Here is a 26202-nt window from a genome sequence, read left to right on the forward strand (position 1 = left end):
CTCCTACAGGGAAAGTGTTGCCGTTGTAGGAGCAGCCTTGCGCTGCGAATGGGCCGCACGCGGCCCCAAAGGCATTACAGGCTAGGCAGAACCCCAGCCGGCAGCAGCCCGGTCAGGCTGCCCTTAGCCAGCAGTTCGACGGCCTTCTCGATATCCGGCGCAAAGAACCGGTCGCGGTCGTAGTGCGGCACTTCGCTGCGCAGCGCCTGACGCGCCTGCTCCAGCTTGGCGGAGGTCTTCAGCCCTTTGCGCAGGTCCAGGCCCTGGCAGGCGCCCAGCCATTCGATGGCCAGCACGCCACGGGTGTTCTCGGCCATTTCCCACAGGCGCTTGCCCGCCGCCGGGGCCATCGACACGTGGTCTTCCTGGTTGGCCGAGGTGGGCAGGCTGTCGACGCTGTGCGGGTGCGACAGCGCCTTGTTCTCGCTGGCCAGCGCAGCAGCGGTGACCTGGGCGATCATGAAGCCGGAGTTGACCCCACCGTTTTCCACCAGGAACGGCGGCAGTTGGGACATGTGCTTGTCCATCATCAGCGAAATGCGGCGCTCGCTCAGCGAGCCGATTTCGGCGATGGCCAGGGCCAGGTTGTCAGCAGCCATGGCCACCGGCTCTGCGTGGAAGTTACCGCCCGAGATCACGTCACCTTCAGCCGCGAACACCAGCGGGTTGTCGGACACGGCGTTGGCTTCGATGCCCAGCACTTCGGCAGCCTGGCGCAGCTGGGTCAGGCAAGCGCCCATGACCTGTGGCTGGCAGCGCAGCGAGTACGGGTCTTGGACCTTGTCGCAGTTCTTGTGCGACTGCGAGACTTCGCTGGTTTCACCCAGCAGGTCGCGGAAGCACGCGGCGGTGTCGATCTGGCCACGCTGGCCACGCACGGCATGCACCCGTGCATCGAACGGCGAACGCGAGCCCAGCGCCGCTTCCACGGTCAGGCCACCGCAGGCAATGGCAGCGGCGTACAGGTCTTCGGCGTAGAACAGCCCGCGCAAGGCGTAGGCCGAGGACGCCTGGGTGCCGTTGAGCAGGGCCAAGCCCTCTTTGGCGGCCAGGGTCAGAGGTTCCAGGCCAGCAACGGCCAGGGCTTCGGTGGCCGACAGCCACTGGCCCTTGTAGCGCGCCTTGCCTTCGCCGAGCAGCACCAGCGACATGTGCGCCAGCGGTGCCAGGTCGCCGGAAGCACCGACCGAGCCTTTGAGCGGGATGTGTGGGTAGACTTCAGCGTTGACCAGGGCGATCAGTGCATCGATCACCTTGCGGCGGATGCCGGAGAAACCACGGCTGAGGCTGTTGATCTTGAGCACCATGATCAAGCGCACCAAGTCGTCATCCAGCGGCGCGCCGATGCCGGCGGCGTGGGACAGCACCAGCGAGCGCTGCAGGTTTTCCAGGTCATGGCTGGCAATGCGGGTCGAAGCCAGCAGGCCGAAACCGGTGTTGATGCCGTAGGCGGTGCGGTCTTCGGCAAGAATCTGTTCGACGCAGGCAACGCTGTCGTTGATCGGCTGGTCGGCGCTGGCATCCAGGCGCAGGCGCACGGGTGCGGCGTGGATCGCGCGCAGCTGGGCCAGGGTCAGGGTGCCAGGCTTGAGGGTCAGTTCGGTCACTTCGCTACTCCATTCTGTCGGGGCCCGCAGGCCCCTTCTTGTTGTTCAGTATCACTCAAAGTGCAGCGATCAGCCCGTGATCATTGGCAGGTCGAGGCCTTGCTCTTTGGCGCAATCGACGGCGATGTCGTAGCCGGCGTCGGCATGGCGCATAACGCCGGTGCCTGGGTCGTTGGTCAGCACGCGGGCGATGCGCTCGGCGGCTTCATCGGTACCGTCGCAGACGATGACCATGCCCGAGTGCTGCGAGAAGCCCATGCCTACGCCGCCGCCGTGGTGCAGCGACACCCAGGTGGCGCCGCTGGCGGTGTTGAGCAGGGCATTGAGCAACGGCCAGTCGGAGACGGCGTCGGAGCCGTCACGCATGGCTTCGGTTTCGCGGTTAGGGCTCGATACCGAACCGGAGTCCAGGTGGTCGCGGCCAATCACGATTGGCGCCGACAGCTCGCCGCTGCGCACCATTTCGTTGAACGCCAGGCCCAGCTTGGCGCGCAGGCCCAGGCCGACCCAGCAGATACGCGCTGGCAGGCCTTGGAAGCTGATGCGCTCGCGGGCCATGTCCAGCCAGCGGTGCAGGTGGGCGTCGTCGGGGATCAGTTCTTTGACCTTGGCGTCGGTTTTGTAGATGTCATCGGCTTCGCCAGACAGCGCGGCCCAGCGGAACGGGCCTACGCCGCGGCAGAACAGCGGGCGAATGTAGGCCGGTACGAAGCCTGGGAAGTCAAAGGCGTTGGCCACGCCCTCTTCCTTGGCCATCTGGCGAATGTTGTTGCCGTAGTCGAAGGTCGGGATGCCCTGCTTCTGGAAGTCGAGCATGGCCTGTACGTGCACAGCCATGGACTGCTTGGCAGCCTTGACCACCGCAGCCGGTTCGGTCTGCGCGCGGTCGCGGTACTGCTCCCAGGTCCAGCCGGCCGGCAGATAGCCGTTGAGCGGGTCGTGGGCGCTGGTCTGGTCGGTGACCATGTCCGGGCGCACGCCACGCTTGACCAGCTCAGGCAGGATTTCAGCGGCGTTACCGTGCAAGGCGATAGAGATGGCCTTGCCTTCGGCGGTGTACTTGGCGATGCGCGCCAGGGCGTCGTCGAGGTCGTTGGCCTGCTCGTCGACGTAGCGGGTTTCCAGACGGAAATCGATACGGCTCTGCTGGCATTCGATGTTCAGCGAGCACGCACCGGCCAGGGTCGCGGCCAGTGGCTGGGCGCCGCCCATGCCGCCGAGGCCTGCGGTCAGTACCCACTTGCCTTTCAGGCTGCCACCGTAGTGCTGGCGGCCGGCCTCGACGAAGGTTTCGTAGGTGCCTTGGACGATGCCCTGGCTGCCGATGTAGATCCAGCTGCCGGCGGTCATCTGGCCGTACATGGCCAGGCCCTTGGCATCCAGTTCGTTGAAGTGTTCCCAGTTAGCCCAGTGCGGCACCAGGTTGGAGTTGGCGATCAGTACGCGGGGGGCGTTGCTGTGGGTCTTGAACACGCCCACCGGCTTGCCCGACTGCACCAGCAGGGTTTCGTCGTCTTCCAGGCGGGTCAGGGTCTCGACGATCTTGTCGTAGCAGGCCCAGTTGCGGGCAGCGCGACCAATACCACCGTAGACCACCAGTTCTTTCGGGTTTTCGGCGACCTGCGGATCGAGGTTGTTCATCAGCATGCGCAGTGGCGCTTCGGTCAGCCAGCTTTTGGCGGTCAGCTTGTTGCCACGTGGGGCACGGATTTCAACGTCACGGTATTTGTTGTTGTCGGTCACGGGAAGGGTCCTCTGCGGTCGTCCGCGGGCAGGTGTGTCGTGGTCAATATACAAACACACCTTTACTTGTATGTACAAGCATGGACAACCAAAATATTTGGACCTGTTCGCTCCTGGCTTGAGTTGTGCGGTGGTGCATAGACCGAGCGCCGCCCGCGCGGCGCATCGCGAGCAACGCTCGCTCCTACGTTTGTTTTGGGCCAATTATTCCTGGGGCAAACGCGCGCGACCGCCTTGTTTGTTCGGCGCGATATCGCGCCATGCGCAAAGGCGATCGCGTGCGTCTGTTACAGGTGTTATTGGCCAAAAACAAACGTAGGAGCGAGCGTTGCTCGCGATGCGCCGCGCGGGCGGCGCTCGATCTCACAGGCGCCAAAAATCTACTGGCGAGCCCTCAGCGCGCTGTCAGTTCAGTCAGGCAAAAACGCCCCTGAACCTCCAGCCCCAGCAATTCATCGTTACCCTCAAGCCGCAAGCAGTCATACAAGGCCAGCCGCTGCATCTCACGCCCCGCCATGGCCACTTCAACCTGGCTACTGGCCGCAAACAACAACACCGTCGACGCCGAACTGAGCAGCCGGTGGGTCCCATCGAACCACTGCAACCGCGCCCGATAACGCTGCGGCGAATAGATCAGGTTGAAATCACGAATCGCCCCACCCAGCAGCTTGCAACTGACCTGGCTCTCGCCGGCAAACGCAAAGGCATCGAACGGCAACAGTGGCCGACTGGCCTGGCCATCGACCAACAGGCGCATGCCATCGCCCTGCAGCACGGTGATGATCCGCTGGTAACCGGCGAACGACGAGAACCCGCCTGACTCTTCGATATCGGCAATCGACAAACGCCAGCCGAACCCGTCGAGGCCCTCGCCACTGTCGCGGGTGATTTCCTCGGTGAAGCCCCCGCCGTTCTTCCACGGCATGCGCGGGTAACCCTGCGCACGCAACACCTGCATCTGGCTCATTTGCTGAAACGTCCTTCAAGGCGATGACGGGAACCGGGGTGGATCAACCGCGCAGCGGTGACCGGCTGGCGACCGGACCAGGTGCGGCGGCGAATCAGCAGGCATGGCTCGCCCCGCTCGATCTGCAGCAGCTGGCACTCGTGCGGCTCGGCCAGGATCGCCTCGACCACGTGCTCACCCTCGGTCAACGGCGCGACCTGGGACAAGTAGGCGTAAGGCGTCTGCCGGGTGAAATCCTGCTTGAGGTAATCAGGGGCGATCGCTGCGTTGACGTAGCGGTCCTCGATTTGCACCGGGATGCCATTTTCGTAGTGCACGATCAGCGAATGGAACACCCGCTGGCCTTCGCGCATGTCCAGCGCCAGGGCGCGCTCGGAGCCAGCCGCTTCTTCGGTAAGGGTGATCACCTGGCAGCTATGCTGGTGGCCACGCCCGGCAATTTCGTCGGCGATGTTATTGACCTCAAACAGCGCCGAACGGCTCTTGGGCTCGGCGACGAACGTGCCGACCCCTTGCATGCGCACCAGCAAGCCTTCGGCCGTGAGCTCACGCAGGGCGCGGTTGATGGTCATGCGGCTGAAGCCCAGTTGGCTGACCAGTTCGCTTTCCGAAGGGACCCGGTGATGAGGCGGCCAGCTGCCGTTGTCGATGTGCTGGATGATCATCTGTTTGACCCGCGCGTACAGCGGCGCCGGGCCCTCGCCCATCTGGGCAACCAGCGCGGAGACAGGAGGTGTCGGCACGGCGTTGGATCCTTGTGCGATTGAATGAGCGGTAGCTTGCCGCAGTTTACCCGGCAGGCAAACGCCTGTATATGTATATACAAGTTAACAATAACAGGATTTCACCGATGTCCGCCTACTTCGCCGAACGTGCCCTGCTGCCCAATGGGTGGGCCAGCAATGTCCGAATCGAGGTCGCCAGTGATGGCAACGTGGCCCGTATCGAGCCCGATGCTTCGGCCGAAGGCGCCGAACGGCTGGCCGGCCCGCTGCTGCCGGGCATGCCCAACCTGCATTCCCATGCGTTTCAACGCGCCATGGCGGGGCTTGCGGAAGTGGCGGGCAACCCCAACGACAGCTTCTGGACCTGGCGTGACCTGATGTACCGCCTGGTGGGCCAGATCAACCCGGAGCAACTGCAGGTCATCGCGCGCCAGCTGTATATCGAGATGCTCAAGGCCGGCTACACCTCGGTGGCCGAGTTCCACTACGTGCACCACGACCAGGCCGGCAAGGCCTACGCTGACCCTGCCGAACTGTCCCGGCGCATCAGCGCGGCGGCAGCCAGCAGCGGCATCGGCCTGACCCTGCTGCCGGTGCTCTACAGCCACGCCGGCTTCGGCGGCCAGGCTCCGAACGAAGGGCAACGGCGGTTCATCAATTCCACCGAGCAGTACCTGCGCCTGCAGGCACAACTCGCCCCCCTGCTGGCCGCGCAGCCGGCACAGCAACTGGGCCTGTGCTTCCACTCGCTGCGGGCGGTCACGCCAGGGCAGATCGCCCATGTGCTGGAGGCTGGCAGCCCGCACAGCCCGGTGCATATCCACATTGCCGAACAACAGAAGGAAGTCGACGACTGCCTGGCCTGGAGCGGCCGCCGCCCGCTGCAGTGGCTGTACGAACATGTCGACGTGAACGCGCGCTGGTGCCTGGTGCATGCCACCCATGCCGAAGCCGATGAAGTCACCGCCATGGCCCGCAGTGGCGCGGTGGCAGGCCTGTGCCTGACCACCGAGGCCAACCTGGGCGACGGTATCTTCCCGGCGGTGGATTACCTGGCACAAGGTGGGCGCATGGGCATTGGCTCGGACAGCCATGTGTCGCTCAGCGTGGTGGAGGAGCTGCGTTGGCTGGAGTATGGCCAGCGGCTACGCGATCAACGGCGCAACCGGTTGTACCGCGGCGGCCAACCGATGGTCGGCCGCACGCTGTATGACGCGGCCTTGAGCGGCGGTGCACAGGCGCTTGGGCAAGCGGTCGGCGAGTTGGCAGTGGGCAAGCGAGCCGACTGGCTGGTGCTCGACGGGCAGGACCCGTACATCGCCACGGCAAAGGGCGATGCGATTCTCAACCGTTGGCTGTTCGCGGGCGGCGATCGCCAGGTGCGCGATGTGATGGTCAACGGGCAATGGGTAGTGCGCCAGGGGCGCCATGCGCAGGAAGAGGAAAGCGCGCGGGCGTTCGTCGAGGTTCTGCGTCAACTGCTGAACTGAGGGTAGGCGCAGCCTTGTGCTGCGAAGAGGCCGGTATTACCCCAGCATTTGCTGAATGCATACGGGCCTCTTCGCAGCACAAGGCTGCTCCTACACGCACAGCGTGAATGGCATCAATGAGACTTGACGATCTGCTGGTCAGCCGTGCGCCAGATCAGCCGGCTGGTGTCATAGCCCTGCTGCCGTGCCTTGGCCAGCAAGCTCTCGCGCTGCCAGGCTGGCAGGCTCGGTGTGCGGGACAGGATCCACAGGTATTTGCGGTCCGGGCTGCCGACGATCGCCGTGTGGTAGCGGTCGTCCACGTACAAAATCCAGTACTCGCCTCTCGCCACACCCGGCACCAGGCGCGTGAACCAGTTATCGAACTCGACCCACAGCTTGTCGGTATGCCCCGGTTCCTGGATGTTGGCATGCCCCTCGGCGCGCAGCCATTCGTCACCGATCGTGCGGCAGCGATTGAGCACGCCAAACGTGCCGTCCTGCTTCAGGTTGTAATGCGCCTCGGACTGCTCGCAGCCCTCCTGGTAGCGCATCGGCAGGCGCGCCAGTTCGTACCATTTGCCCTGGTAGCGCTTGAGGTCGACATTGCCGGCGGTTTTCGGCGCCAGCGGGTCATGCGCAGACGTGGCGCAGCCGCCCAGCAGCATCACCAGGCACAACCCCAGTAGCAGGTGGATACGCCTCATTTGAGGCCCTGCCCTGAATACATCAGCACCTTGTCGGCCGCGTATTGCACGCTGATAAAGCTCTTCTCGTCCCCCCAGGTACAGCTGCTCATGCCCAGTGCGCCAGAGCACTCGGTGGGCGTGCCGAGCAATTGCTCGACCTCGGCCTTGTTCATACCGGCCTTGAGCTTGGAATAGTTTTCCTGGTTGATCTTGCTGCACGCGGTCAGAACGACGCACAGGGACAACAGGGCGAGGGAACGCAACGACATGAAGGACACTCCTGAACAGGGGATACAGGCGAGTGGCCTGCAGTGACCTTCGACGGGAAAATCCCTCCCTGGTTCCCTGCCCTCCCCCCTTTTCACCTACACCATTGGTCGGCTGGCCAATGGCAGGCACAAAAAAACCGCGCCTGCAGATGCAAGCGCGGTTTTTGTGTCGCGACAGGCCTGCCCAGCAGGCCCAGTGGCAATCAGAACCTGGAGCCAGGCTCCAGTAAAAAGTCCATCTCTTCGCTGGTGCTCGGCCGCTCCAGCATCAGGTTGCGGTGCGGGAAGCGCCCGAACCGGGCAATCACCCGCTGGTGCTGCTCGGCGTAGTCGAGGAACCCCTCGAACAACCGGCGATTGGCCTCAGGTTGCTCGTCCAGCAGCATCTGGTAACGTTCTACGCACAGGTTTTGCCAGTCCAGCACCTCGGCATGCTCCAGCACCAGCAGCACGAACACCCGCTGGATCGGCAGCAACTGGTAATCCCAGCCTTTTTGCAGGCCCTGCATGGCCACCACCTGCGCACGCCGGTCGCCCTCGAAGGCGCGCGGCGTGTCGCGGTAAATCATGCGAGGCAGCTGGTCCAGCAGGATCAGCAGGCCGAGCCAGCCTTGCGGGCTCTGCTGCCACTCTTCGAGCCCGCCTGCCAGGGCGTGTTCGACCAAGTCGCCAAACAGCGCCTGGGCCTCGGCATCGTGATGCTTGCCGAACCACAGCGTGCTCTTCTCGTCAGCCACGGCCTGGGGACTGGTGCCCCAACCGAACCACCACTCCAGCAACGGCTGCCAAGGTGCGAGCATGACTTACTCCTTGTGATACGCGGTGACGCGCTCGACCTCTTCCTTCGAGCCGAGGATGACCGACACGCGCTGGTGCAGGCTCTCTGGCTTGATGTCGAGGATACGATCGTAACCATTGGTGGATGCGCCGCCAGCCTGCTCGATGATGAATGACATCGGGTTGGCTTCGTACATCAGGCGCAGCTTGCCCGGCTTGCTCGGGTCGCGAGCGTCACGCGGGTACATGAACAGGCCGCCACGGGTCAGGATGCGGTGCACGTCGGCGACCATCGAGGCAATCCAACGCATGTTGTAGTTCTTTTTCAGCGGACCGGTTTCACCGGCCAGCAGTTCGTCCACGTAACGCTGTACCGGGGCTTCCCAGTGGCGCTGGTTGGACATGTTGATGGCGAATTCGGCGGTGGTGGCCGGTACCTGGATATTTTCGTGGGTCAGGACGAAGCTGCCCAGTTCGCGGTCCAGGGTAAAGCCTTTGACGCCATTGCCCAGGGTCAGGATCAGCATGGTCTGCGGGCCGTAGATGGCATAACCGGCAGCAACCTGCTCGGTGCCTGGCTGCAGGAACGCTTCTTCGTTGAGGCTTTCGTTCTGGCTCAGGTACTGGTTAGGGCAACGCAGTACCGAGAAGATGGTGCCGACCGAGACGTTGACGTCGATGTTCGACGAGCCGTCCAGCGGGTCGAAGACCAGCAGGTAGGCGCCTTTCGGGTATTTGCCCGGGATCTGGTAGGCGTTGTCCATTTCTTCGGACGCCATGCCGGCCAGGTGGCCGCCCCACTCGTTGGCCTCCAGCAGGATGTCGTTAGAGATAACGTCCAGCTTCTTCTGTACTTCGCCTTGCACGTTTTCGGTGCCCATGCTGCCGAGTACGCCGCCCAGGGCGCCTTTGGACACGTGGTGGCTGATCTCTTTGCACGCGCGCGCCACCACTTCGATCAGGAAGCGCAGATCGGCAGGGGTATTGTTGCTGCGGGTCTGCTCAATCAGATAGCGACTCAGGGTAACGCGGGACATGTATGGCTCCGAAATGGAAAGGGGGAGAAAAACCCCCGCAGTTTACAGGGAGAGTGCGATGCTAGCGAGTGATGAGACTCGCCTGGGCTGTCTGACGGCACAATAGGTCGGTAGTTCAGCCTTTGCCAGGCCGGCTGTCGACTGGGGCTGGTGTGCACCCCATTCGCGGGCAAGCCCGCTCCCACAGGTTTTGCGCAGCCTTCAAGGCAACGCAAAACCTGTGGGAGCGGGCTTGCCCCGCGAATGGGCCGCACCGCGGCCCCAATGCTCAATCCAGTGCCTTCCAGATCTCCCCCGCATACTCCCGGATGGTCCGATCCGACGAGAACCACCCCATCTTCGCCGTGTTCAGCACCGCCATCCGCCACCATTCCTGCGGCGTATGCCACAGCTCCTCGACCCGCCGCTGAGCATCCCAGTAGGCATCGAAATCGGCGCACACCAGGAAGCGGTCATACGCCACCAGCCCATCGATCAACCCGGTATAGCGCGAGGGATCATCAGGCGAGAACACCCCGCTGCGAATCGACTGAAGCACGTCGTTCAAGCGGCTCGACTCGGCAATCGCCACACTGGCGCCAAAATCCCCCGCTCGCCGCCGCGCCTCGACCTGCTGCGCCGTCAGGCCAAAGATGAACATGTTGTCGGCCCCCACGTGCTCGCACATCTCGACGTTGGCGCCGTCCAGTGTGCCAATGGTCAGAGCGCCATTGAGGCCGAACTTCATGTTGCTGGTACCCGATGCTTCATAGCCGGCGGTAGAAATCTGCTCGGACAGGTCCGCCGCCGGGATGATGCTCTCGGCCAGGCTGACGTTGTAATTGGGCAGGAACACCACCTTGAGCAGGCCGCGCACGGTCGGATCGTTGTTCACCACCCGAGCGATGTCGTTGGCCAGTTTGATGATCAGCTTGGCCTGGTGATAGCTGGCCGCAGCCTTGCCGGCGAAAATCTTCACCCTCGGCACCCAGTTGGTGCCCGGGTCGTTGCGTATGGCCTGGTACAAGGCCACGGTGTGCAACAGGTTGAGCAGTTGGCGCTTGTATTCGTGGATGCGCTTGACCTGTACATCGAACAGCGCCTCCGGGTTGACCGTCACGCCGATACGGTCCTGGATGATGCTGGCCAGGGCGCGCTTGCTGTGCAGGCGCTGGGCGGCGAATTGCTTGCGGAAACTGCTCTTGTCGGCAAACGGCACCAGGTTGGCGAGCAACCCTTCCGGGTCATCCTTGAGCTCCGGGCCCAGCGCCTCGACCAGCATTTCGGTCAATTGCGGGTTGGACTGGTACAGCCAACGCCGGAACGTGATGCCGTTGGTCTTGTTGTTGATCCGCTGCGGGTAGAGCTTGTGCAGCTCGGCGAACACCGTGCTCTTCATCAACTTGCTGTGCAGTGCCGACACGCCGTTGACGCTGTGCGACCCCAGAAACGCCAGGTTGCCCATGCGTACCCGGCGGCCGTTTTCTTCCTCGATCAACGACACCGCCCGCAGCACGTCGAAGTCGTGCAGGCCTTTCGCGCGCAGGGCGTCGATATGGTAGGCGTTGATCAAGTAGATGATCTGCATGTGCCGCGGCAGCATGCGCTCCATCAGCGCCACCGGCCAGGTTTCCAGAGCCTCGGGCAGCAGGGTGTGGTTGGTATAGGCCAGGGTGCCGACGGTCAGCTCCCAGGCCTTTTCCCACGGGATTTCATGCTGGTCGACCAGCAGGCGCATCAACTCGGCCACGGCAATCGACGGGTGCGTGTCGTTGAGCTGGATGGCCGCCGCATCGGGCAGGTTGAGCAAGTCCTTGTGCATGTTCAGGTGGCGCCGCAGCAGGTCCTGCAGCGAGGCCGAAACGAAGAAGTATTCCTGGCGCAGGCGCAGCTCCTGGCCAGCTTCGGTGCTGTCGGCCGGGTAGAGAACGCGTGAGATGCTCTCGGCACGGGCCACTTCGGCGACCGCGCCCAGGTGGTCACCGGCGTTGAAGCGCTCCAGGTGCAGTTCTTCCAGCGCCCGGGCACGCCACAGGCGCAAGGTGTTGACGCTGGCGCCACGCCAGCCGACCACCGGCGTGTCATAGGCCACCGCGCGCACCGTCTCGCCAGGCCACCACACTTGCCGTTGCTGGCCGTGGGTGTCTTGCACCGTTTCGACGCTGCCGCCGAAACTGATCGGGTAGATCACCTCGGCGCGCTCAAACTCCCAGGGGTTGCCAAAGTCCAGCCAGTTTTCGGTCTGCTCCTGCTGCCAGCCATCGACCACCGCCTGGCGAAACAGGCCGTGCTCGTAGCGGATGCCGTAGCCGTGGGCGGCGATGCCCAGGGTCGACATGCTTTCCATGAAGCAAGCGGCGAGCCGCCCCAGGCCACCGTTGCCCAGCGCCGCATCCGGCTCGAGCAGGCGGATACGCTCCAGGTCGACATCCAGGCCATCAAGGGCTTCACGGGCGATGTCCAGCAAGCCCAGGTTGCTCAAGCTGTCGTACAGCAGCCGCCCAATGAGAAATTCCAGAGAAAGGTAATACACCCGCTTTTGACTGCGCCGATAGGCCTGACGGGTGTGGTCCATCCAGTGATCGACCATGTGATCACGCGCGGCCAGGGCAATGGCTTCGAACCAGTCATGGTCGAAGGCATGCTCGGGGTCCTTGCCGACCGCGTAGGTCAGCTTATCCAGTACAGCGGCGCGAAAATCGGCCACCTCGGCGTCACGTGCTTTGGGTTCCTGGGACATGCGGCATCCTCGGGCAAGTTGACGAATACGGAGGGAGAGTGAAGAGACTAGACCCTTCGACAGGGACTTACCGTTCCTGTTCGCAGTTTTCATGCCTGAACACTGAATCAACACCTTGAATCGGGCAAAAGGTTGTTCACAAATTGAACAACTCCGGTATCATCGCGCGCCCCAAGCCCGTGATTCACCCCCATAACGATGAAAACGACCCTGATCGCCGCCGCCGAAGTCGACCGCCTGGAGACTTGGCAGCGCTATGCCAGCCACATGTGCGGTGGCTGCCACTCGACCTGTTGCACCCTGCCGGTGGAGGTGAAGATCAAGGATCTGATCCGCATTGGCGTGGTAGACGAGTTCGAAAAAGACGAACCGCCCAAAAACGTGGCCAAACGCCTGCAGAAGGAAGGCATCATCGAACGCTTCAACCAGAAGTCAGGCATTTTCACCCTGACCCGGATGAGCAACGATGACTGCATGTACCTGGATCGTAAGAGCCGGCTGTGCACCATTTATGACAAGCGCCCGGACACCTGCCGCAACCACCCCAAGGTCGGGCCGCGGCCGGGGTATTGTGCCTACAAGCCTAAAGTGGTTGGGCGTTGACGATCCATCAGAGACCCAATAGACTTTCAACCGTCTTGATGTACACGGAGCTTCCCTCGGGAAGTGTCTAGACGCCGCCACCTGGTTCCGGCCGTGCCGGTTGATGGGATAAGTCCCTAAGGGCATCCGCGATACGACCCCCTTAATTGGGGGTTTCGTATTTCTGCAGCCAGCTAACGCTGCACTGGCCGTCGAATCGGCTCATTTCTCAGCTTCTTCATTATCAACAGCCAGCCCTTAATCTTTTCATGCCGCTTCAGGCGAAGCGGACGATGAGAGGGATGATCAACGTCTCGCACGTAGGCACTTTCAACATATACCTTCAGGCTCCGGGCTGATTCACGACGCAGACTGAAATAGACCTCACAGCGGCTTCCTTCTGGATAGCCGAATTGATGCCCTTCCATGGTCAGCCAGTTGCTATGCCCCGTAAACAGACATTGCCTATCCGCCAGTGATGCCATGATGGTCGGCAGTTGCACGGACAGCCTGTATCGCCCAGCGCAAAACGCCCGGCATATACCCCTGTGATCTATTAGCAAATGCTCGAGGCCCATAGCCTCGAAATTCAATTCAGCACCTTGCTTCGGCCCATAACTGACACAGTGGCTTGAATACTCTATTGCCAGCGTCACTTCTTGCGGTTCCTGAGTGGAATGCGCTGGGATAACTACTTGATGCAAGCCGGGACGCAAGTGGAGCAAGCTCCAGGACACTCCCGCAACATCAATATGGCCACGCGCCAAATGCTCCTTCCACCCCCTGCCCTTCATCTTCAGCTCCCTGATTTTTACAAGCAGGCAGCGTACTGGGGCTATGGTGCATTGCCAAAAACTGCTTAGTTAGCAATTACTTCCGTTGCAACATGGGGCAATAAACGCCCCAAACAAAAACGCCCCCGGCCTTTCGACCGGGGGCGCTTTCATTCAGCCACAGCTAAATCAGCTGTTCTTGGCTTTCTTGGCAGCGCGGGTACGCTCGCTTTCGTCCAGGATCTTCTTGCGAAGACGGATGGACTTCGGCGTGACTTCGCACAGCTCGTCTTCCTGGATGTATTCCAGAGCCTGTTCCAGGGTGAAGCGAACAGGCGGAACCAGGGCGATGACTTCGTCTTTACCCGAAGCACGCATGTTGTCGAGCTTCTTGCCCTTGGTAGGGTTGACGCCCAGGTCGTTGTCGCGGCTGTTCTGGCCGATGATCTGACCGTTGTAGATCTCTTGACCGTGCTCGACAAACAGCTTGCCACGCGCCTGGAGGGTTTCCAGCGAGTAGGTCAGCGCCTTGCCGGTTTCGACCGAAACCAGTACGCCGTTCTGACGGCCGGACATGTGGCCGGACTTCACGGTGTCGTAGCGATCGAAGATCGAAGTCAGGATGCCTGCACCGTTGGTCAGGGTCAGGAACTGGTTACGGAAACCGATCAGACCACGCGCCGGGATGTTGTATTCCAGGCGTACACGGCCCTTGCCATCCGGAACCATGTTGGTCAGGTCGCCTTTACGCAGACCCATCTCTTCCATGACCTTGCCCTGGGCTTCTTCAGGGATGTCGATGGTGACGTTTTCGAACGGTTCCTGCTTCACGCCGTCCACTTCGCGGATGATCACTTCTGGGCGGCCCAGGGCCAGCTCGAAGCCTTCACGACGCATGGTTTCGATCAGTACCGAGAGGTGCAGCTCACCACGGCCCGAGACCTTGAACTTGTCTGGGGAGTCGGTTTCTTCAACGCGCAGGGCAACGTTGTACAGCAGCTCTTTGTCCAGACGGTCCTTGATGTTACGGCTGGTGACGAACTTGCCTTCCTTGCCGCAGAACGGCGAGTCGTTGACCTGGAAGGTCATCGAAACGGTCGGCTCGTCAACGGTCAGCGGCTTCATCGCCTCAACGGCAGTCGGGTCGCACAGGGTGTCGGAGATGAACAGCTCGTCGAAACCGCTGATGCAGACGATGTCGCCAGCTTGGGCTTCTTCGACATCGACGCGGTGCAGGCCGTGGTGGCCCATCAGCTTGAGGATACGGCCGTTACGCTTCTTGCCGTCAGCGTCGATGGCAACAACCGGGGTGTTCGGCTTGATGCGACCACGGGCAATACGGCCAACACCGATAACACCCAGGAAGCTGTTGTAGTCCAGAGCGGAGATCTGCATCTGGAACGGGCCGTCACGGTCAACAGCTGGCGCTGGAACGTGGTCGATGACCGCCTGGTACAGGGCAGTCATGTCTTCGCCCATTTCGGTGTGGTCCAGACCGGCGATGCCGTTCAGGGCCGAGGCGTAGACGACTTTGAAGTCCAGCTGTTCGTCGGTGGCACCGAGGTTGTCGAACAGGTCGAAGATCTGGTCCAGAACCCAGTCAGGACGCGCGCCCGGGCGGTCAACCTTGTTGATGACAACGATTGGCTTCAGGCCAGCTTCGAAGGCCTTTTTGGTCACGAAGCGGGTTTGCGGCATCGGGCCGTCTTGAGCGTCGACCAGCAGCAGCACGGAGTCGACCATCGACATTACACGCTCAACCTCGCCACCGAAGTCGGCGTGGCCGGGGGTGTCGACGATGTTGATGTGGTAGCCGTTCCAGTTGATGGCGGTGTTTTTCGCCAGAATGGTAATACCGCGCTCTTTTTCCTGGTCGTTGGAGTCCATGACGCGCTCGTCGTTGAGCTCGTTACGCTCCAGAGTGCCGGACTGACGCAGGAGTTTGTCGACCAACGTGGTTTTACCATGGTCAACGTGGGCGATGATGGCGATGTTACGCAGATTTTCGATCACAAGTGTATCTCGATCAGAGGATTCGGTTGCCGCCTAGTCTAGGCGACCAATATGTAAGGTATAAGGCTCAGCAGGCCCGGCGGTCGGGAGGGCGATGGCGGATGCTGCCGCCATACAGCCCTGGCGTCTTATGCCGGACGATAAACACGCACATTGGCATGTCCCTCACTGAGCAGGTGGTGTGCGTGCAGTCGGCTCATCACACCCTTGTCGCAATACAGCAGGTACTGGCGTGTTTCATCCAGCTGCTTGAAGCGACTATTAATTGCATAAAATGGCATCACTTGGACTTCGATGCCCTCGATCACCAGGGGTTCGTCTTCCTGGGCATCGGGGTGACGGATGTCGATGACGATCTGGCCAGGCAGCGCTTCGCGCACTTCTTCCACCTCGACGTCCTTGCCCAGCTCATCGATCACGTGGTCGATCGAGATGAACTTGGCGCGTTCGAGGGCGCGCTCCAGCACGGCCATGTCGAATTGCTTCTCTTCATGCTCCATGCGGTGACGCTTGGCGTGGGTGGTCGGGTTTACCGAGATCACGCCGCAGTATTCAGGCATGTGCTTGGCGAAGTCGGCGGTGCCGATTTCGGTGGCCTGGTCGATGATGTCCTGCTTGTGGCTGGCCAGCAGCGGGCGCAGCACCAGCTTGTCGGTCGCCGAGTCGATGATCGACAGGTTCGGCAGGGTCTGGCTGGAGACCTGGGAAATCGCCTCGCCGGTGACCAGCGCGTCGATCTGCAGGCGGTCGGCCATATGGGCGGCGCCGCGCAACATCATGCGCTTGAGGGTCACGCCCATGTAGCTGTTGTCGACCTTGTTGAGGATCTCGCCGACCACTTCTTCGAACGGCACGCTGATGAACAGCACGCGCTGGCTGCTGCCGTACTTTTTCCACAGGTAGTGGGCAACTTCCATCACCCCCAGCTCGTGAGCACGGCCGCCGAGGTTGAAGAAGCAGAAGTGGGTCATCAGGCCACGGCGCATCATCTGGTAGGCCGCCACGGTGGAGTCGAAGCCACCGGACATCAATACCAGGGTTTGCTCGAGGGCGCCCAGCGGATAGCCGCCGATGCCCTGGTGCTGGTTGTGGATCACGTACAGGCGCTGGTTGCGAATTTCGATGCGCACCAGGACTTCCGGGTTCTTCAGCTCGATGCCGGCGGCGCCGCACTGCTGACGCAGCTGGCTGCCGACGTAGCGGTCGACGTCCATCGACGTGAAGTCGTGGTGGCCGCCGCGCTTGCAGCGTACCGCGAAGTGCTTGCCCGCCAGCAGGTGACCGAAGTGCTGCTTGCACTTCTCGACGATGTCGTCGAAGTCGCCGAGCGGGTATTCCTCGACCTGCAGGAAGTGGGTGATACCCGGCGTGCAGGTGAGGCGCTCGATCATCTCGCGCTGGACCTTCTCGTCTTCGACGCGGGTGACCACTTCGAGATTGTCCCAGACACCATCGACCGCGAGCTCAGGATCCAGATCCTTGAGCACGTTGCGGATGTTCTTGCCGAGCTGACGGATGAAGCGCTTGCGCACCGGCCGGCTCTTGATGGTGATTTCTGGGAAGACTTTGACGATAAGTTTCATTGGTTAACAGCGCGCGCAGGGCCTGCCGAAAATGAGGGGCGCGAATTATATCGGAAATTGCTCAGGATTTGACCAACTTTTGATCAGAAGCTTTGAGATAAATGCAAGGCCGGGGTTTTGGGGTGCCTGTTCCGGCCCTTTCGCGGGTAAACCCGCTCCTACAGGGGATTGCACAATCTTCGAAATCCCTGCGGTCCCTGTGGGAGCGGGTTCACCCGCGAAGAGGCCCTGAAAGAAAGCACAACACTAAGCACGTGCACACTATTGGTGCACTGGTACTAAAAACCGCATCTTAAGAGTGCACTTTTCCCCACTACCCTGTCGCCAGATGCCCGCAAACGCCCTCTTTTATCCCGCCCTCGCCATTTTCGGGCACTGGCATGCAATTTGCTCCCTTGTGAGGCAGGTAAGCTTGGCCGACTATCCGCGCCCGGCAACACCCTTTTTCCAGGGCAGCGGCCCACCGCGCTCTAGACCATCCGGAGGACAACATGTCGAAGTCGGTTCAACTCATCAAAGATCATGACGTCAAGTGGATTGATCTGCGTTTCACGGACACCAAAGGCATTCAGCACCACGTGACCATGCCGGCGCGTGATGGCCTGGACGAAGATTTCTTCGAAGTCGGCAAGATGTTCGACGGTTCCTCCATCGCTGGCTGGAAAGGCATCGAAGCCTCCGACATGATCCTGATGCCGGTCGATGACACCGCCGTGCTGGACCCGTTCACCGAAGAGCCAACCCTGATCATCACCTGCGACATCGTCGACCCGTCGAGCATGCAGGGCTACGATCGCGACCCACGCGGCATCGCCAAGCGCGCCGAAGAGTACCTGAAGAGCACCGGCATCGGTGACACCGTATTCGCCGGCCCAGAGCCTGAGTTCTTCATCTTCGACGAAGTGAAGTTCCAGTCGGACATCTCCGGCTCGATGTTCAAGATCTTCTCCGAGCAAGGCTCGTGGATGACTGGCGCTGACGTGGAAGGCGGCAACAAAGGCCACCGTCCTGGCGTCAAAGGCGGCTACTTCCCAGTTCCGCCGTTCGACCACGACCACGAAATCCGTACTGCCATGTGCAACGCACTGGAAGAAATGGGTCAGACCGTTGAAGTTCACCACCACGAAGTGGCGACTGCCGGCCAGAACGAAATCGGCGTCAAGTTCAACACCCTGGTGAAGAAGGCTGACGAAGTACAGGCCCTGAAGTACGTCGTGCACAACGTTGCCGACGCCTACGGCCGTACCGCCACCTTCATGCCGAAGCCACTGTACGGCGACAACGGCTCGGGCATGCACGTGCACATGTCGATCTGGAAAGACGGCAAGAACACCTTCTCGGGTGAAGGCTATGCCGGCCTGTCCGACACCGCCCTGTACTTCATCGGCGGTATCATCAAGCACGGTAAGGCCCTGAACGGCTTCACCAACCCGTCGACCAACTCCTACAAGCGTCTGGTTCCAGGCTTCGAAGCCCCGGTGATGCTGGCCTACTCGGCGCGCAACCGTTCCGCCTCGATCCGTATTCCGTACGTCGGCAGCCCGAAAGCCCGCCGTATCGAAGCGCGCTTCCCGGACCCATCGGCCAACCCGTACCTGGCCTTCGCGGCCCTGCTGATGGCTGGCCTGGACGGCATCCAGAACAAGATCCACCCAGGCGATGCTGCCGACAAGAACCTGTACGACCTGCCGCCTGAAGAGGCGAAAGACATCCCGCAAGTCTGCGGCAGCCTGAAAGAGGCCCTGGAAGAGCTGGATAAAGGCCGAGCGTTCCTGACCAAGGGCGGCGTGTTCTCCGACGACTTCATCGATGCCTTCATCGAGCTGAAGAGCGAAGAAGAGATCAAGGTCCGTACCTTCGTGCACCCGCTGGAATACGAGCTGTACTACAGCTGCTGATCTGATCGGCGCCTGGCGCCGATGACGTGATCAAGACGGCCTCCTTCGGGAGGCCGTTTTTGTTTCTGCCCACGCAGAACCCTCGCCACTCCCGCTATGCTCTATCTTGGTGCACCACTGCCAGCCGTGCCCCTATTTGCTCCCCAATCTGGGTCAAGTGAAACGTTTCATCCAGAGTTTCTGATCCGAAAGTGCGCAGATACAGGCCTTTATGGGCAAATCTCGCTTCTTTTCGGAGCTTTGGTTTGTTTCTTGCATTTTCCTGGCATCAGCGGATCCACAGCGCGCCCGGCTCTGGCCACCTAGTGCCAGGCAAGCGCCAAAAGAGGTCAACGACGCCTTATGACCATCAGCGATGCACAGCACCGTCTGCTTCTGGACAACCTGACCACCGCCACGCTCCTGCTGAACGCCGAGCTGCGCCTGGAATACATGAACCCGGCGGCAGAAATGCTGTTGGCCGTCAGTGGCCAGCGCAGCCATGGGCAGTTCATCAGCGAGCTGTTCACCGAGTCGACCGAAGCGCTCAGCTCGCTGCGCCAGGCGGTTGAACAGGCGCACCCGTTCACCAAGCGCGAGGCGCAGCTGACCTCGCTGACTGGGCAGACCATCACCGTCGACTACGCTGTCACGCCGATTCTGCACCAGGGCCAGACCCTGCTGCTGCTCGAGGTGCACCCGCGCGATCGGCTGCTGCGCATCACCAAGGAAGAAGCCCAGCTGAGCAAGCAGGAAACCACCAAGATGCTGGTGCGTGGCCTGGCCCACGAGATCAAGAACCCGCTCGGTGGCATCCGCGGCGCGGCGCAGCTGTTGGCCCGCGAGCTGCCTGAAGAGGGCCTGCGCGACTACACCAACGTGATCATCGAAGAGGCCGACCGCCTGCGCAACCTGGTCGACCGTATGCTGGGCTCGAACAAACTGCCCTCGCTGGCCATGACCAACATCCACGAAGTGCTGGAGCGGGTCTGCAGCCTGGTGGACGCCGAAAGCCAGGGCTGCATCACGTTGGTGCGCGACTACGACCCGAGCCTGCCGGATGTGCTGATCGACCGTGAGCAGATGATCCAGGCGGTGCTGAACATCGTGCGCAACGCCATGCAGGCGATAAGCTCGCAGAACGAATTGCGCCTGGGCCGCATCACCCTGCGCAGCCGTGCGCTGCGCCAGTTCACCATCGGCCATGTGCGCCACCGGCTGGTGGCACGCGTCGAGATCATCGACAACGGCCCGGGCATCCCGTCGGAACTGCAAGACACGCTTTTCTATCCCATGGTCAGCGGGCGCCCGGACGGTACCGGGCTGGGCCTGGCCATCACCCAGAACATCATCAGCCAGCACCAGGGCCTGATCGAGTGTGAAAGCCACGCGGGCCATACCGCCTTCTCGATCTACCTGCCTCTGGAACAAGGAGCCACCGCCTCATGAGCCGAAGTGAAACCGTATGGATCGTCGACGATGATCGCTCCATCCGCTGGGTCCTGGAAAAAGCCCTGCAACAGGAAGGCATGACCACCCAGAGCTTCGACAGCGCTGATGGCGTGATGGGCCGCCTGGCCCGCCAGCAACCGGATGTGATCATTTCCGACATCCGCATGCCGGGCACCAGCGGCCTTGACCTGCTGGCCCAGATCCGCGAACAGCACCCGCGCCTGCCGGTCATCATCATGACCGCTCACTCCGACCTCGACAGTGCCGTGGCGTCCTACCAGGGCGGCGCCTTCGAGTACCTGCCCAAGCCGTTCGACGTGGACGAGGCAGTGTCGCTGGTCAAGCGCGCCAACCAGCATGCCCAGGAGCAGCAAGGCCTCGATGTGCCACAAGCCTTGGCCCGTACGCCAGAGATCATCGGCGAAGCGCCGGCGATGCAGGAGGTGTTCCGCGCCATCGGTCGCCTGAGCCACTCCAACATCACGGTACTGATCAACGGTGAGTCCGGCACCGGCAAAGAGCTGGTGGCGCATGCGTTGCACCGCCACAGCCCGCGTGCGGCGTCACCGTTCATTGCCCTGAACATGGCAGCCATCCCCAAAGACCTGATGGAGTCCGAGCTGTTCGGCCATGAGAAAGGCGCCTTCACCGGTGCGGCAAACCTGCGCCGCGGTCGCTTCGAGCAGGCCGACGGCGGTACGTTGTTCCTCGACGAGATCGGCGACATGCCCGCCGACACCCAGACCCGCCTGCTGCGGGTGCTGGCCGATGGCGAGTTCTACCGGGTGGGTGGCCACGTGCCGGTCAAGGTGGATGTGCGCATCATTGCCGCCACCCACCAGAACCTGGAGTCGTTGGTGCAGGCTGGCAAGTTCCGCGAGGACTTGTTCCACCGGCTCAATGTGATCCGCATCCACATTCCGCGCCTGGCCGACCGCCGCGAAGATATCCCTGCGCTCGCCCGCCACTTCCTCGCCCGCGCCGCGCAGGAGCTGGCGGTGGAGCCAAAACTGCTGAAGCCGGAAACCGAAGAGTTCATCCGCAACCTGCCGTGGCCGGGCAACGTGCGGCAGATGGAAAACACCTGCCGCTGGATCACCGTGATGGCGTCCAGCCGTGAAGTGCTGATCGGTGACTTGCCTCCCGAGTTGCTCAACCTGCCGCAGGACGCGGCCCCCGTGACCAACTGGGAACAGGCGCTGCGCCAGTGGGCGGACCAGGCGCTGGCCCGTGGCCAATCGAACCTGCTCGACAGTGCGGTGCCCAGTTTCGAACGGATCATGATCGAGACCGCCCTCAAGCACACGGCCGGCCGGCGTCGGGATGCGGCGTTGTTGCTGGGCTGGGGGCGCAATACCTTGACGCGCAAAATCAAGGAGCTGGGGATGAATGTCGCCGGCGGCGATGAGGATGACAGCGAAGACCATTGAGTTGTACGTAGGTCATTGAATACTGGGGCCGCTCTGCGGCCCATCGCGGCACAAGGCCGCTCCCACACCGACCGCGTTATGCCCCTATTCACAGGGCATGCGCGAACATTGTGGGAGCGGCCTTGTGCCGCGATGGGCCGCAAAGCGGCCCCAATACAGGCGATGGATAACTTAAGTGAACAGCATGACGCTTTAGAGCGGCCCTTTTTATTTCAGCCGCAATGCACCGATCCTGTGCCCTCTGCACCGCACGAAGGCACAAAAACCCTCAAAACCTGGCAAAAAAGCCCTGAAAGCCAATGTTTCCGGGTTTTGCAAAACTGGCACGCCCCCTGCAATAAGTCCTGTATCTCCAGTTTCGGGGTCCTCGGTACAGGCAGGCCGGGAAAACCCCTCTTTTATTTGCAATAGCGCAAGTTTTGGGGACCCTGGTACAGGCAGGCCGGGACATCCCCTCTTTTATTCGTGCAGCCTCACCTGCACACGCCAACGCCCAGCGTCCTCTGCACCGGCCCACTCGCCGTGCAGTGGGCGCGCGGCCACCACCGTCAGCAACAGCCCTTCCTCGCTTTTCTGCACACGCCAGCCCACCGGTTTGCCCTGCAGGCTCAATTGCCCCCGCTGGGCCTTGCCCTGGGCCTCGAACAGCACGGCAACCGTCCCCTCGACGTTCTCGCCATGCAGCTTCGGCTCTTCGTTGAACCATAGGTCGAGCCCGTCTTGTACCACCTCAACCTGCTCCAGCACCCGCTCATCGGGGGTGGTCAGGCGGCCGATCATCAAGCCCACCATCAGGCCGACAATGGCCAGCGATAGCATCACGCGTGGGAAGGCCTTCGAACGCAGGTCCGGTTCAGGGGTAGAATGCTCGTCATCTTCACGCCTGGAGCCGTGCATGTTTCACGTCATCCTTTTTCAACCAGAAATTCCGCCGAATACCGGCAACATCATTCGCCTCTGCGCCAACAGCGGTTGCCACCTGCACCTGATCGAGCCCATCAGCTTCGAACTGGATGACAAGCGCCTGCGCAGGGCGGGGCTGGACTACCACGAGTATGCCACGCTCAAGCGCCACGAGAGCCTGGCCGGATGCCTGGAAAGCCTGGGTAACCCACGGCTGTTCGCCTTCACCACCAAGGGCTCGCACCCCTTCCATGAAGTGGCTTACCAGCCGGGCGACGCCTTCCTGTTTGGCCCCGAAAGCCGCGGCTTGCCAGCCGACGTGCTGGACAGCCTGCCGGCCGAGCAGCGCTTGCGCCTGCCGATGCGGCCGGGGTGCCGGAGCCTGAACCTGTCCAATACCGTGGCGGTGACGGTGTACGAGGCCTGGCGGCAGAACGGGTTTGCCGGAAGCTGACCCATTGGCAGGAACGGCCTCTTCGCGGGGCAAGCCCGCTCCCACAATGGTTTGGCGTAAGCATCTCAATGTGGGAGCGGGCCTGCCCCGCGAAGAGGCCAGAACAGGCAATAAAAAAGCGCCCCGTGAGGCGCCTTTCTGAAACCGGCAGCTATTACTGCACAGTAGGCGTCTCGCCCGCTTCCTGCATACGCTGCAGCTCTTGCGCGTACAGGGCGTCGAAGTTGACCGGCGACAGCATCAGCGCTGGGAACGAACCGCGGGTGACCAGGCTGTCCAGGGTCTCACGGGCGTACGGGAACAGGATGTTCGGGCAGAACGCGCCGAGGGTGTGGCTCATCGACGAAGCGTCGAGGTTGGCGATCAGGAAGATGCCGGCCTGCTGCACTTCAGCGATGAAGGCCACTTCGTCACCGTTCTTGACGGTAACCGACAGGGTCAGCACCACTTCATGGAAGTCGCCTTCCAGGGCTTTCTGCTTGGTGTTCAGGTCCAGGGCAACGCTCGGCTCCCACTGCTGGCGGAAGATCTGCGGGCTTTTCGGGGCCTCGAACGACAGGTCACGCACGTAGATGCGCTGCAGGGAGAACTGAGGGCTGTTGTCTTCGGCAGCTGCGCCGTTGGTCTGTTGGTCAGTCATGGCAGATCCTTATCCTAATGTTTTTGAATGCAGTGCAAATCAGGCCGCCAGCAGCGCGTCGAGCTTGCCGGCGCGCTCCAGGGCATAGAGGTCATCGCATCCACCGACATGGGTGCTGCCGATCCAGATCTGTGGCACCGACGTACGGCCGGCCTTCTGGCTCATTTCGGCGCGAACCTGCGGTTTGCCGTCGACCTTGATTTCCTCGAACGCAACGCCCTTGCTCTCGAGCAGGTATTTGGCGCGCATGCAGTAGGGGCAGTAGTCGCTGGAATAAACGATGACGGGCTTCATATCACTTCACCAGGGGCAGGTTATCGGCTTTCCAGCTGGAAACGCCACCGCTCAACTTAGCGGCGTTGTAACCAGCTTTGAGCAGCTCGCGGCAAAGCGTGCCGGACTGCTGGCCCATCGCATCGACGATGATCAGGGTCTTCTCTTTGTGCTTTTCCAGCTCGGCCATACGGCTGACCAGCTTGTCCTGCGGGATGTTCACGGCACCCACGATGTGGCCCGCGGAATATTCCTTGGCAGTGCGGATATCGATGACCAGGGCCTTGTCAGCGTTGACCAGGGCAGTCAACTGGCCATTGCTCAGGCTCTGGCCGCCACGGCGGACTTCATTGATGAGCAGCAGGACCAGCAGAACAACGAAGATCGCAACCAGGATGTAGTGATCTGTCGCGAATTGAATCAGGTGAGCAACCATCAGCGGTGTTCCAGGCGATTGAAAATGCCGGCCAGTATACACAGCCCCCCATGACCACCAAAGCCCGACTGGCCGGCCAGAAAAGCAGCTTTGCCCTGGCACGCTGGCTGCGCCGGTCGGGGGATGGGACGAATATTCGCCGTTGATGGCGCATTTGCCCTAAAATGCGTGTCTTTATCATCTTTGAACAACCGTGAGTTTGATTGATGACGAGTACGCCCAAACCCCTGGTCCTGATCATCCTGGATGGCTTCGGCCACAGCGAAAGCCCCGAATACAACGCCATCTATGCCGCCAACACACCGGTCTATGACCGCCTGCGCGCCAGTCAGCCGCACGGCTTGATCTCCGGTTCAGGCATGGATGTCGGCCTGCCAGACGGGCAGATGGGCAACTCCGAAGTCGGCCACATGAACCTCGGTGCCGGCCGCGTCGTCTACCAGGACTTCACCCGGGTCACCAAGGCTATTCGTGATGGCGAGTTCTTCAGCAACCCGGTGCTCACCGGCGCGGTAGACAAGGCTGTCGGTGCCGGCAAGGCCGTGCACATCCTCGGTTTGCTGTCCGACGGCGGCGTGCACAGCCACCAGGACCACCTGATCGCGATGGCCGAACTGGCCGCACAGCGTGGCGCTGAAAAAATCTACCTGCACGCCTTCCTCGACGGCCGCGACACGCCGCCGCGCAGCGCCGAGTCGTCCATCGAGCTGCTCGACAAGACCTTCGCCAAGCTGGGCAAGGGCCGCATCGCCAGCCTCATCGGCCGCTACTTCGCCATGGACCGCGACAACCGTTGGGACCGCGTTGCCGCGGCCTACAACCTGATCGTCGACAGCGTTGCCGACTACACCGCAGACACCGCCCTGGCCGGCCTTGAAGCCGCCTACGCCCGTGAAGAAAACGACGAGTTCGTCAAAGCCACGCGCATTGGCGAGGCGGTCAAGGTCGAAGACGGCGACGCGGTGATCTTCATGAACTTCCGCGCCGACCGCGCCCGCGAACTGTCGCGTGCCTTCGTCGAGCCGGACTTCAACGAATTCCCGCGTGCGCGCCTGCCGAAGATGGCGGCCTACATCGGCCTGACCCAGTATTCGGCAAAAATCCCGGCGCCAGCAGCCTTTGCACCGTCCAGCCTGGACAACGTGCTGGGCGAATACCTGGCCAAGAATGGCAAGACCCAGCTGCGCATCGCCGAGACCGAAAAGTACGCGCACGTCACGTTCTTCTTCTCGGGCGGCCGTGAAGAGCCGTTCGAAGGCGAAGAGCGCATCCTGATCCCATCGCCGAAGGTCGCCACCTACGACCTGCAACCGGAAATGAACGCGCCGGAAGTCACCGACCGCATCGTCGAAGCCATCGAGCAACAGCGTTTCGACGTGATCATCGTCAACTACGCCAACGGCGACATGGTCGGCCACACGGGCGTGTTCGAGGCCGCGGTCAAGGCCGTCGAAGCGCTGGATACCTGTGTTGGGCGTATCGTCGAGGCGCTGGATAAAGTCGACGGTGAAGCGCTGATCACCGCCGACCACGGCAACGTCGAGCAAATGGAAGACGCCTGCACCGGCCAAGCGCACACCGCGCACACCACCGAGCCAGTGCCGTTCATCTATGTGGGCAAGCGCAAGGTCAACGTCCGCGAAGGCGGCGTGCTGGCCGACGTGGCGCCGACCATGCTGAAACTGCTGGGGCTGGAAAAGCCTGTGGAAATGACCGGGACGTCGATCCTGATCGACGCCTGAGTTGCCTTCATTCGCAGCACAAGGCTGCTCCTACAATGGCCT

The 26202-nt window shown here is 61.9% G+C and carries 23 protein-coding genes; 7 read left to right on the forward strand and 16 right to left on the reverse strand.

The features are described from left to right. Positions 1-74 precede the first annotated feature (74 nt). The 4 genes from hutH to hutC all read right to left on the reverse strand — a co-directional run bounded on the left by hutH (position 75) and on the right by hutC (position 5024). Positions 75-1607, reverse strand: a complete 1533-nt coding sequence (gene hutH, locus AC5PZ0_RS15660) for a histidine ammonia-lyase (protein WP_027592396.1) — start codon at positions 1605-1607, stop codon at positions 75-77. 69 nt (positions 1608-1676) lie between these two features. Then, the gene (hutU, locus tag AC5PZ0_RS15665; RefSeq protein ID WP_027592395.1) at positions 1677-3350 is read right to left on the reverse strand and encodes a urocanate hydratase; all 1674 of its coding nucleotides are present in this window, start codon (positions 3348-3350) and stop codon (positions 1677-1679) included. A gap of 394 nt (positions 3351-3744) precedes the next feature. Then, positions 3745-4317 carry a HutD/Ves family protein gene (locus AC5PZ0_RS15670; protein WP_493855299.1) on the reverse strand — a complete coding sequence of 191 codons (573 nt, stop codon included), beginning with the start codon at positions 4315-4317 and terminating at the stop codon, positions 3745-3747. Then, the gene (gene hutC, locus AC5PZ0_RS15675; RefSeq protein WP_172960436.1) at positions 4314-5024 is read right to left on the reverse strand and encodes a histidine utilization transcriptional repressor HutC; all 711 of its coding nucleotides are present in this window, start codon (positions 5022-5024) and stop codon (positions 4314-4316) included. The genes AC5PZ0_RS15670 and hutC overlap by 4 nt, the downstream gene beginning before the upstream one ends. Positions 5025-5167: 143 nt before the next feature. Between hutC and AC5PZ0_RS15680 the strand changes: the two genes are divergently transcribed. Continuing rightward, entirely contained in the window at positions 5168-6532 is a 1365-nt protein-coding gene (locus AC5PZ0_RS15680; RefSeq protein ID WP_493855300.1) for a formimidoylglutamate deiminase, read from the forward strand. 113 nt (positions 6533-6645) lie between these two features. Here AC5PZ0_RS15680 and AC5PZ0_RS15685 read toward each other — a convergent pair whose 3' ends face one another. The 5 genes from AC5PZ0_RS15685 to AC5PZ0_RS15705 all read right to left on the reverse strand — a co-directional run bounded on the left by AC5PZ0_RS15685 (position 6646) and on the right by AC5PZ0_RS15705 (position 12002). Beyond that, positions 6646-7218 carry a lipocalin family protein gene (locus tag AC5PZ0_RS15685; RefSeq protein ID WP_493855301.1) on the reverse strand — a complete coding sequence of 191 codons (573 nt, stop codon included), beginning with the start codon at positions 7216-7218 and terminating at the stop codon, positions 6646-6648. After that, on the reverse strand, positions 7215-7469 hold the full coding sequence (bamE, locus tag AC5PZ0_RS15690) for an outer membrane protein assembly factor BamE domain-containing protein (RefSeq protein WP_079230016.1): 255 nt from the start codon (positions 7467-7469) through the stop codon (positions 7215-7217). Before bamE ends, AC5PZ0_RS15685 begins: the two co-directional genes overlap by 4 nt. 203 nt (positions 7470-7672) lie before the next feature. Further along, positions 7673-8269, reverse strand: a complete 597-nt coding sequence (locus tag AC5PZ0_RS15695; protein ID WP_454242825.1) for a DUF924 family protein — start codon at positions 8267-8269, stop codon at positions 7673-7675. Positions 8270-8272: 3 nt separating this feature from the next. After that, entirely contained in the window at positions 8273-9283 is a 1011-nt protein-coding gene (locus AC5PZ0_RS15700; RefSeq protein WP_027592388.1) for a class 1 fructose-bisphosphatase, read from the reverse strand. Positions 9284-9551: 268 nt separating this feature from the next. Beyond that, positions 9552-12002 (reverse strand): glycogen/starch/alpha-glucan phosphorylase, encoded by a 2451-nt coding sequence (locus AC5PZ0_RS15705; protein ID WP_027592387.1) that lies wholly within the window; start codon positions 12000-12002, stop codon positions 9552-9554. Between the two features lie 198 nt (positions 12003-12200). On the opposite strand from AC5PZ0_RS15705, the gene AC5PZ0_RS15710 reads away from it, so the two are divergent. Next, complete coding sequence (locus AC5PZ0_RS15710; RefSeq protein WP_016712459.1) at positions 12201-12605, forward strand: YkgJ family cysteine cluster protein; 405 nt, start codon at positions 12201-12203, stop codon at positions 12603-12605. Between the two features lie 173 nt (positions 12606-12778). Here AC5PZ0_RS15710 and AC5PZ0_RS15715 read toward each other — a convergent pair whose 3' ends face one another. The 3 genes from AC5PZ0_RS15715 to thiI form a co-directional block, all read right to left on the reverse strand. After that, positions 12779-13378 (reverse strand): YjaZ family protein, encoded by a 600-nt coding sequence (locus AC5PZ0_RS15715; protein WP_493855302.1) that lies wholly within the window; start codon positions 13376-13378, stop codon positions 12779-12781. Positions 13379-13546: 168 nt separating this feature from the next. Then, complete coding sequence (typA, locus tag AC5PZ0_RS15720; protein ID WP_027592386.1) at positions 13547-15370, reverse strand: translational GTPase TypA; 1824 nt, start codon at positions 15368-15370, stop codon at positions 13547-13549. A 128-nt stretch (positions 15371-15498) separates the two neighbouring features. Then, complete coding sequence (gene thiI / locus AC5PZ0_RS15725; RefSeq protein WP_027592385.1) at positions 15499-16953, reverse strand: tRNA uracil 4-sulfurtransferase ThiI; 1455 nt, start codon at positions 16951-16953, stop codon at positions 15499-15501. A 491-nt stretch (positions 16954-17444) separates the two neighbouring features. Here thiI and glnA point away from each other — a divergent pair, with 491 nt between their 5' ends. The 3 genes from glnA (at position 17445) to ntrC (ending at position 21712) form a co-directional block, all read left to right on the forward strand. Next, the gene (gene glnA, locus AC5PZ0_RS15730; protein ID WP_008095432.1) at positions 17445-18851 is read left to right on the forward strand and encodes a type I glutamate--ammonia ligase; all 1407 of its coding nucleotides are present in this window, start codon (positions 17445-17447) and stop codon (positions 18849-18851) included. A 342-nt stretch (positions 18852-19193) separates the two neighbouring features. After that, positions 19194-20279 (forward strand): nitrogen regulation protein NR(II), encoded by a 1086-nt coding sequence (gene glnL, locus AC5PZ0_RS15735; RefSeq protein WP_027592384.1) that lies wholly within the window; start codon positions 19194-19196, stop codon positions 20277-20279. Then, a complete protein-coding gene (gene ntrC, locus AC5PZ0_RS15740; RefSeq protein ID WP_027592383.1) occupies positions 20276-21712 on the forward strand; it encodes a nitrogen regulation protein NR(I) in 1437 nt (478 codons plus the stop codon). Before glnL ends, ntrC begins: the two co-directional genes overlap by 4 nt. Before the next feature lie 459 nt (positions 21713-22171). Here the strand turns inward: ntrC and AC5PZ0_RS15745 are convergent, their stop codons facing one another. Continuing rightward, positions 22172-22609: a hypothetical protein gene (locus tag AC5PZ0_RS15745; protein ID WP_027592382.1), complete on the reverse strand. Its 438-nt coding sequence runs from the start codon at positions 22607-22609 to the stop codon at positions 22172-22174. On the opposite strand from AC5PZ0_RS15745, the gene trmL reads away from it, so the two are divergent. Continuing rightward, the gene (gene trmL / locus AC5PZ0_RS15750) at positions 22608-23069 is read left to right on the forward strand and encodes a tRNA (uridine(34)/cytosine(34)/5-carboxymethylaminomethyluridine(34)-2'-O)-methyltransferase TrmL (protein WP_099455580.1); all 462 of its coding nucleotides are present in this window, start codon (positions 22608-22610) and stop codon (positions 23067-23069) included. The two genes, AC5PZ0_RS15745 and trmL, sit on opposite strands and share 2 nt — an antisense overlap. Positions 23070-23223: 154 nt before the next feature. On the opposite strand, the gene secB is transcribed toward trmL, so the two are convergent. The 3 genes from secB to AC5PZ0_RS15765 are packed head-to-tail and all read right to left on the reverse strand — an operon-like array spanning position 23224 to position 24418. Continuing rightward, positions 23224-23709 (reverse strand): protein-export chaperone SecB, encoded by a 486-nt coding sequence (secB, locus tag AC5PZ0_RS15755; protein ID WP_027592380.1) that lies wholly within the window; start codon positions 23707-23709, stop codon positions 23224-23226. A 39-nt stretch (positions 23710-23748) separates the two neighbouring features. Further along, on the reverse strand, positions 23749-24003 hold the full coding sequence (grxC, locus tag AC5PZ0_RS15760; RefSeq protein WP_003249204.1) for a glutaredoxin 3: 255 nt from the start codon (positions 24001-24003) through the stop codon (positions 23749-23751). Position 24004: 1 nt separating this feature from the next. Continuing rightward, a complete protein-coding gene (locus AC5PZ0_RS15765) occupies positions 24005-24418 on the reverse strand; it encodes a rhodanese-like domain-containing protein (protein WP_027592379.1) in 414 nt (137 codons plus the stop codon). 206 nt (positions 24419-24624) lie between these two features. Between AC5PZ0_RS15765 and gpmI the strand changes: the two genes are divergently transcribed. Then, positions 24625-26160: a 2,3-bisphosphoglycerate-independent phosphoglycerate mutase gene (gene gpmI / locus AC5PZ0_RS15770; protein WP_493855303.1), complete on the forward strand. Its 1536-nt coding sequence runs from the start codon at positions 24625-24627 to the stop codon at positions 26158-26160. The last annotated feature ends 42 nt before the right edge of the window (positions 26161-26202 follow it).

It is taken from the genome of Pseudomonas sp. 5.2, assembly GCF_059025405.1.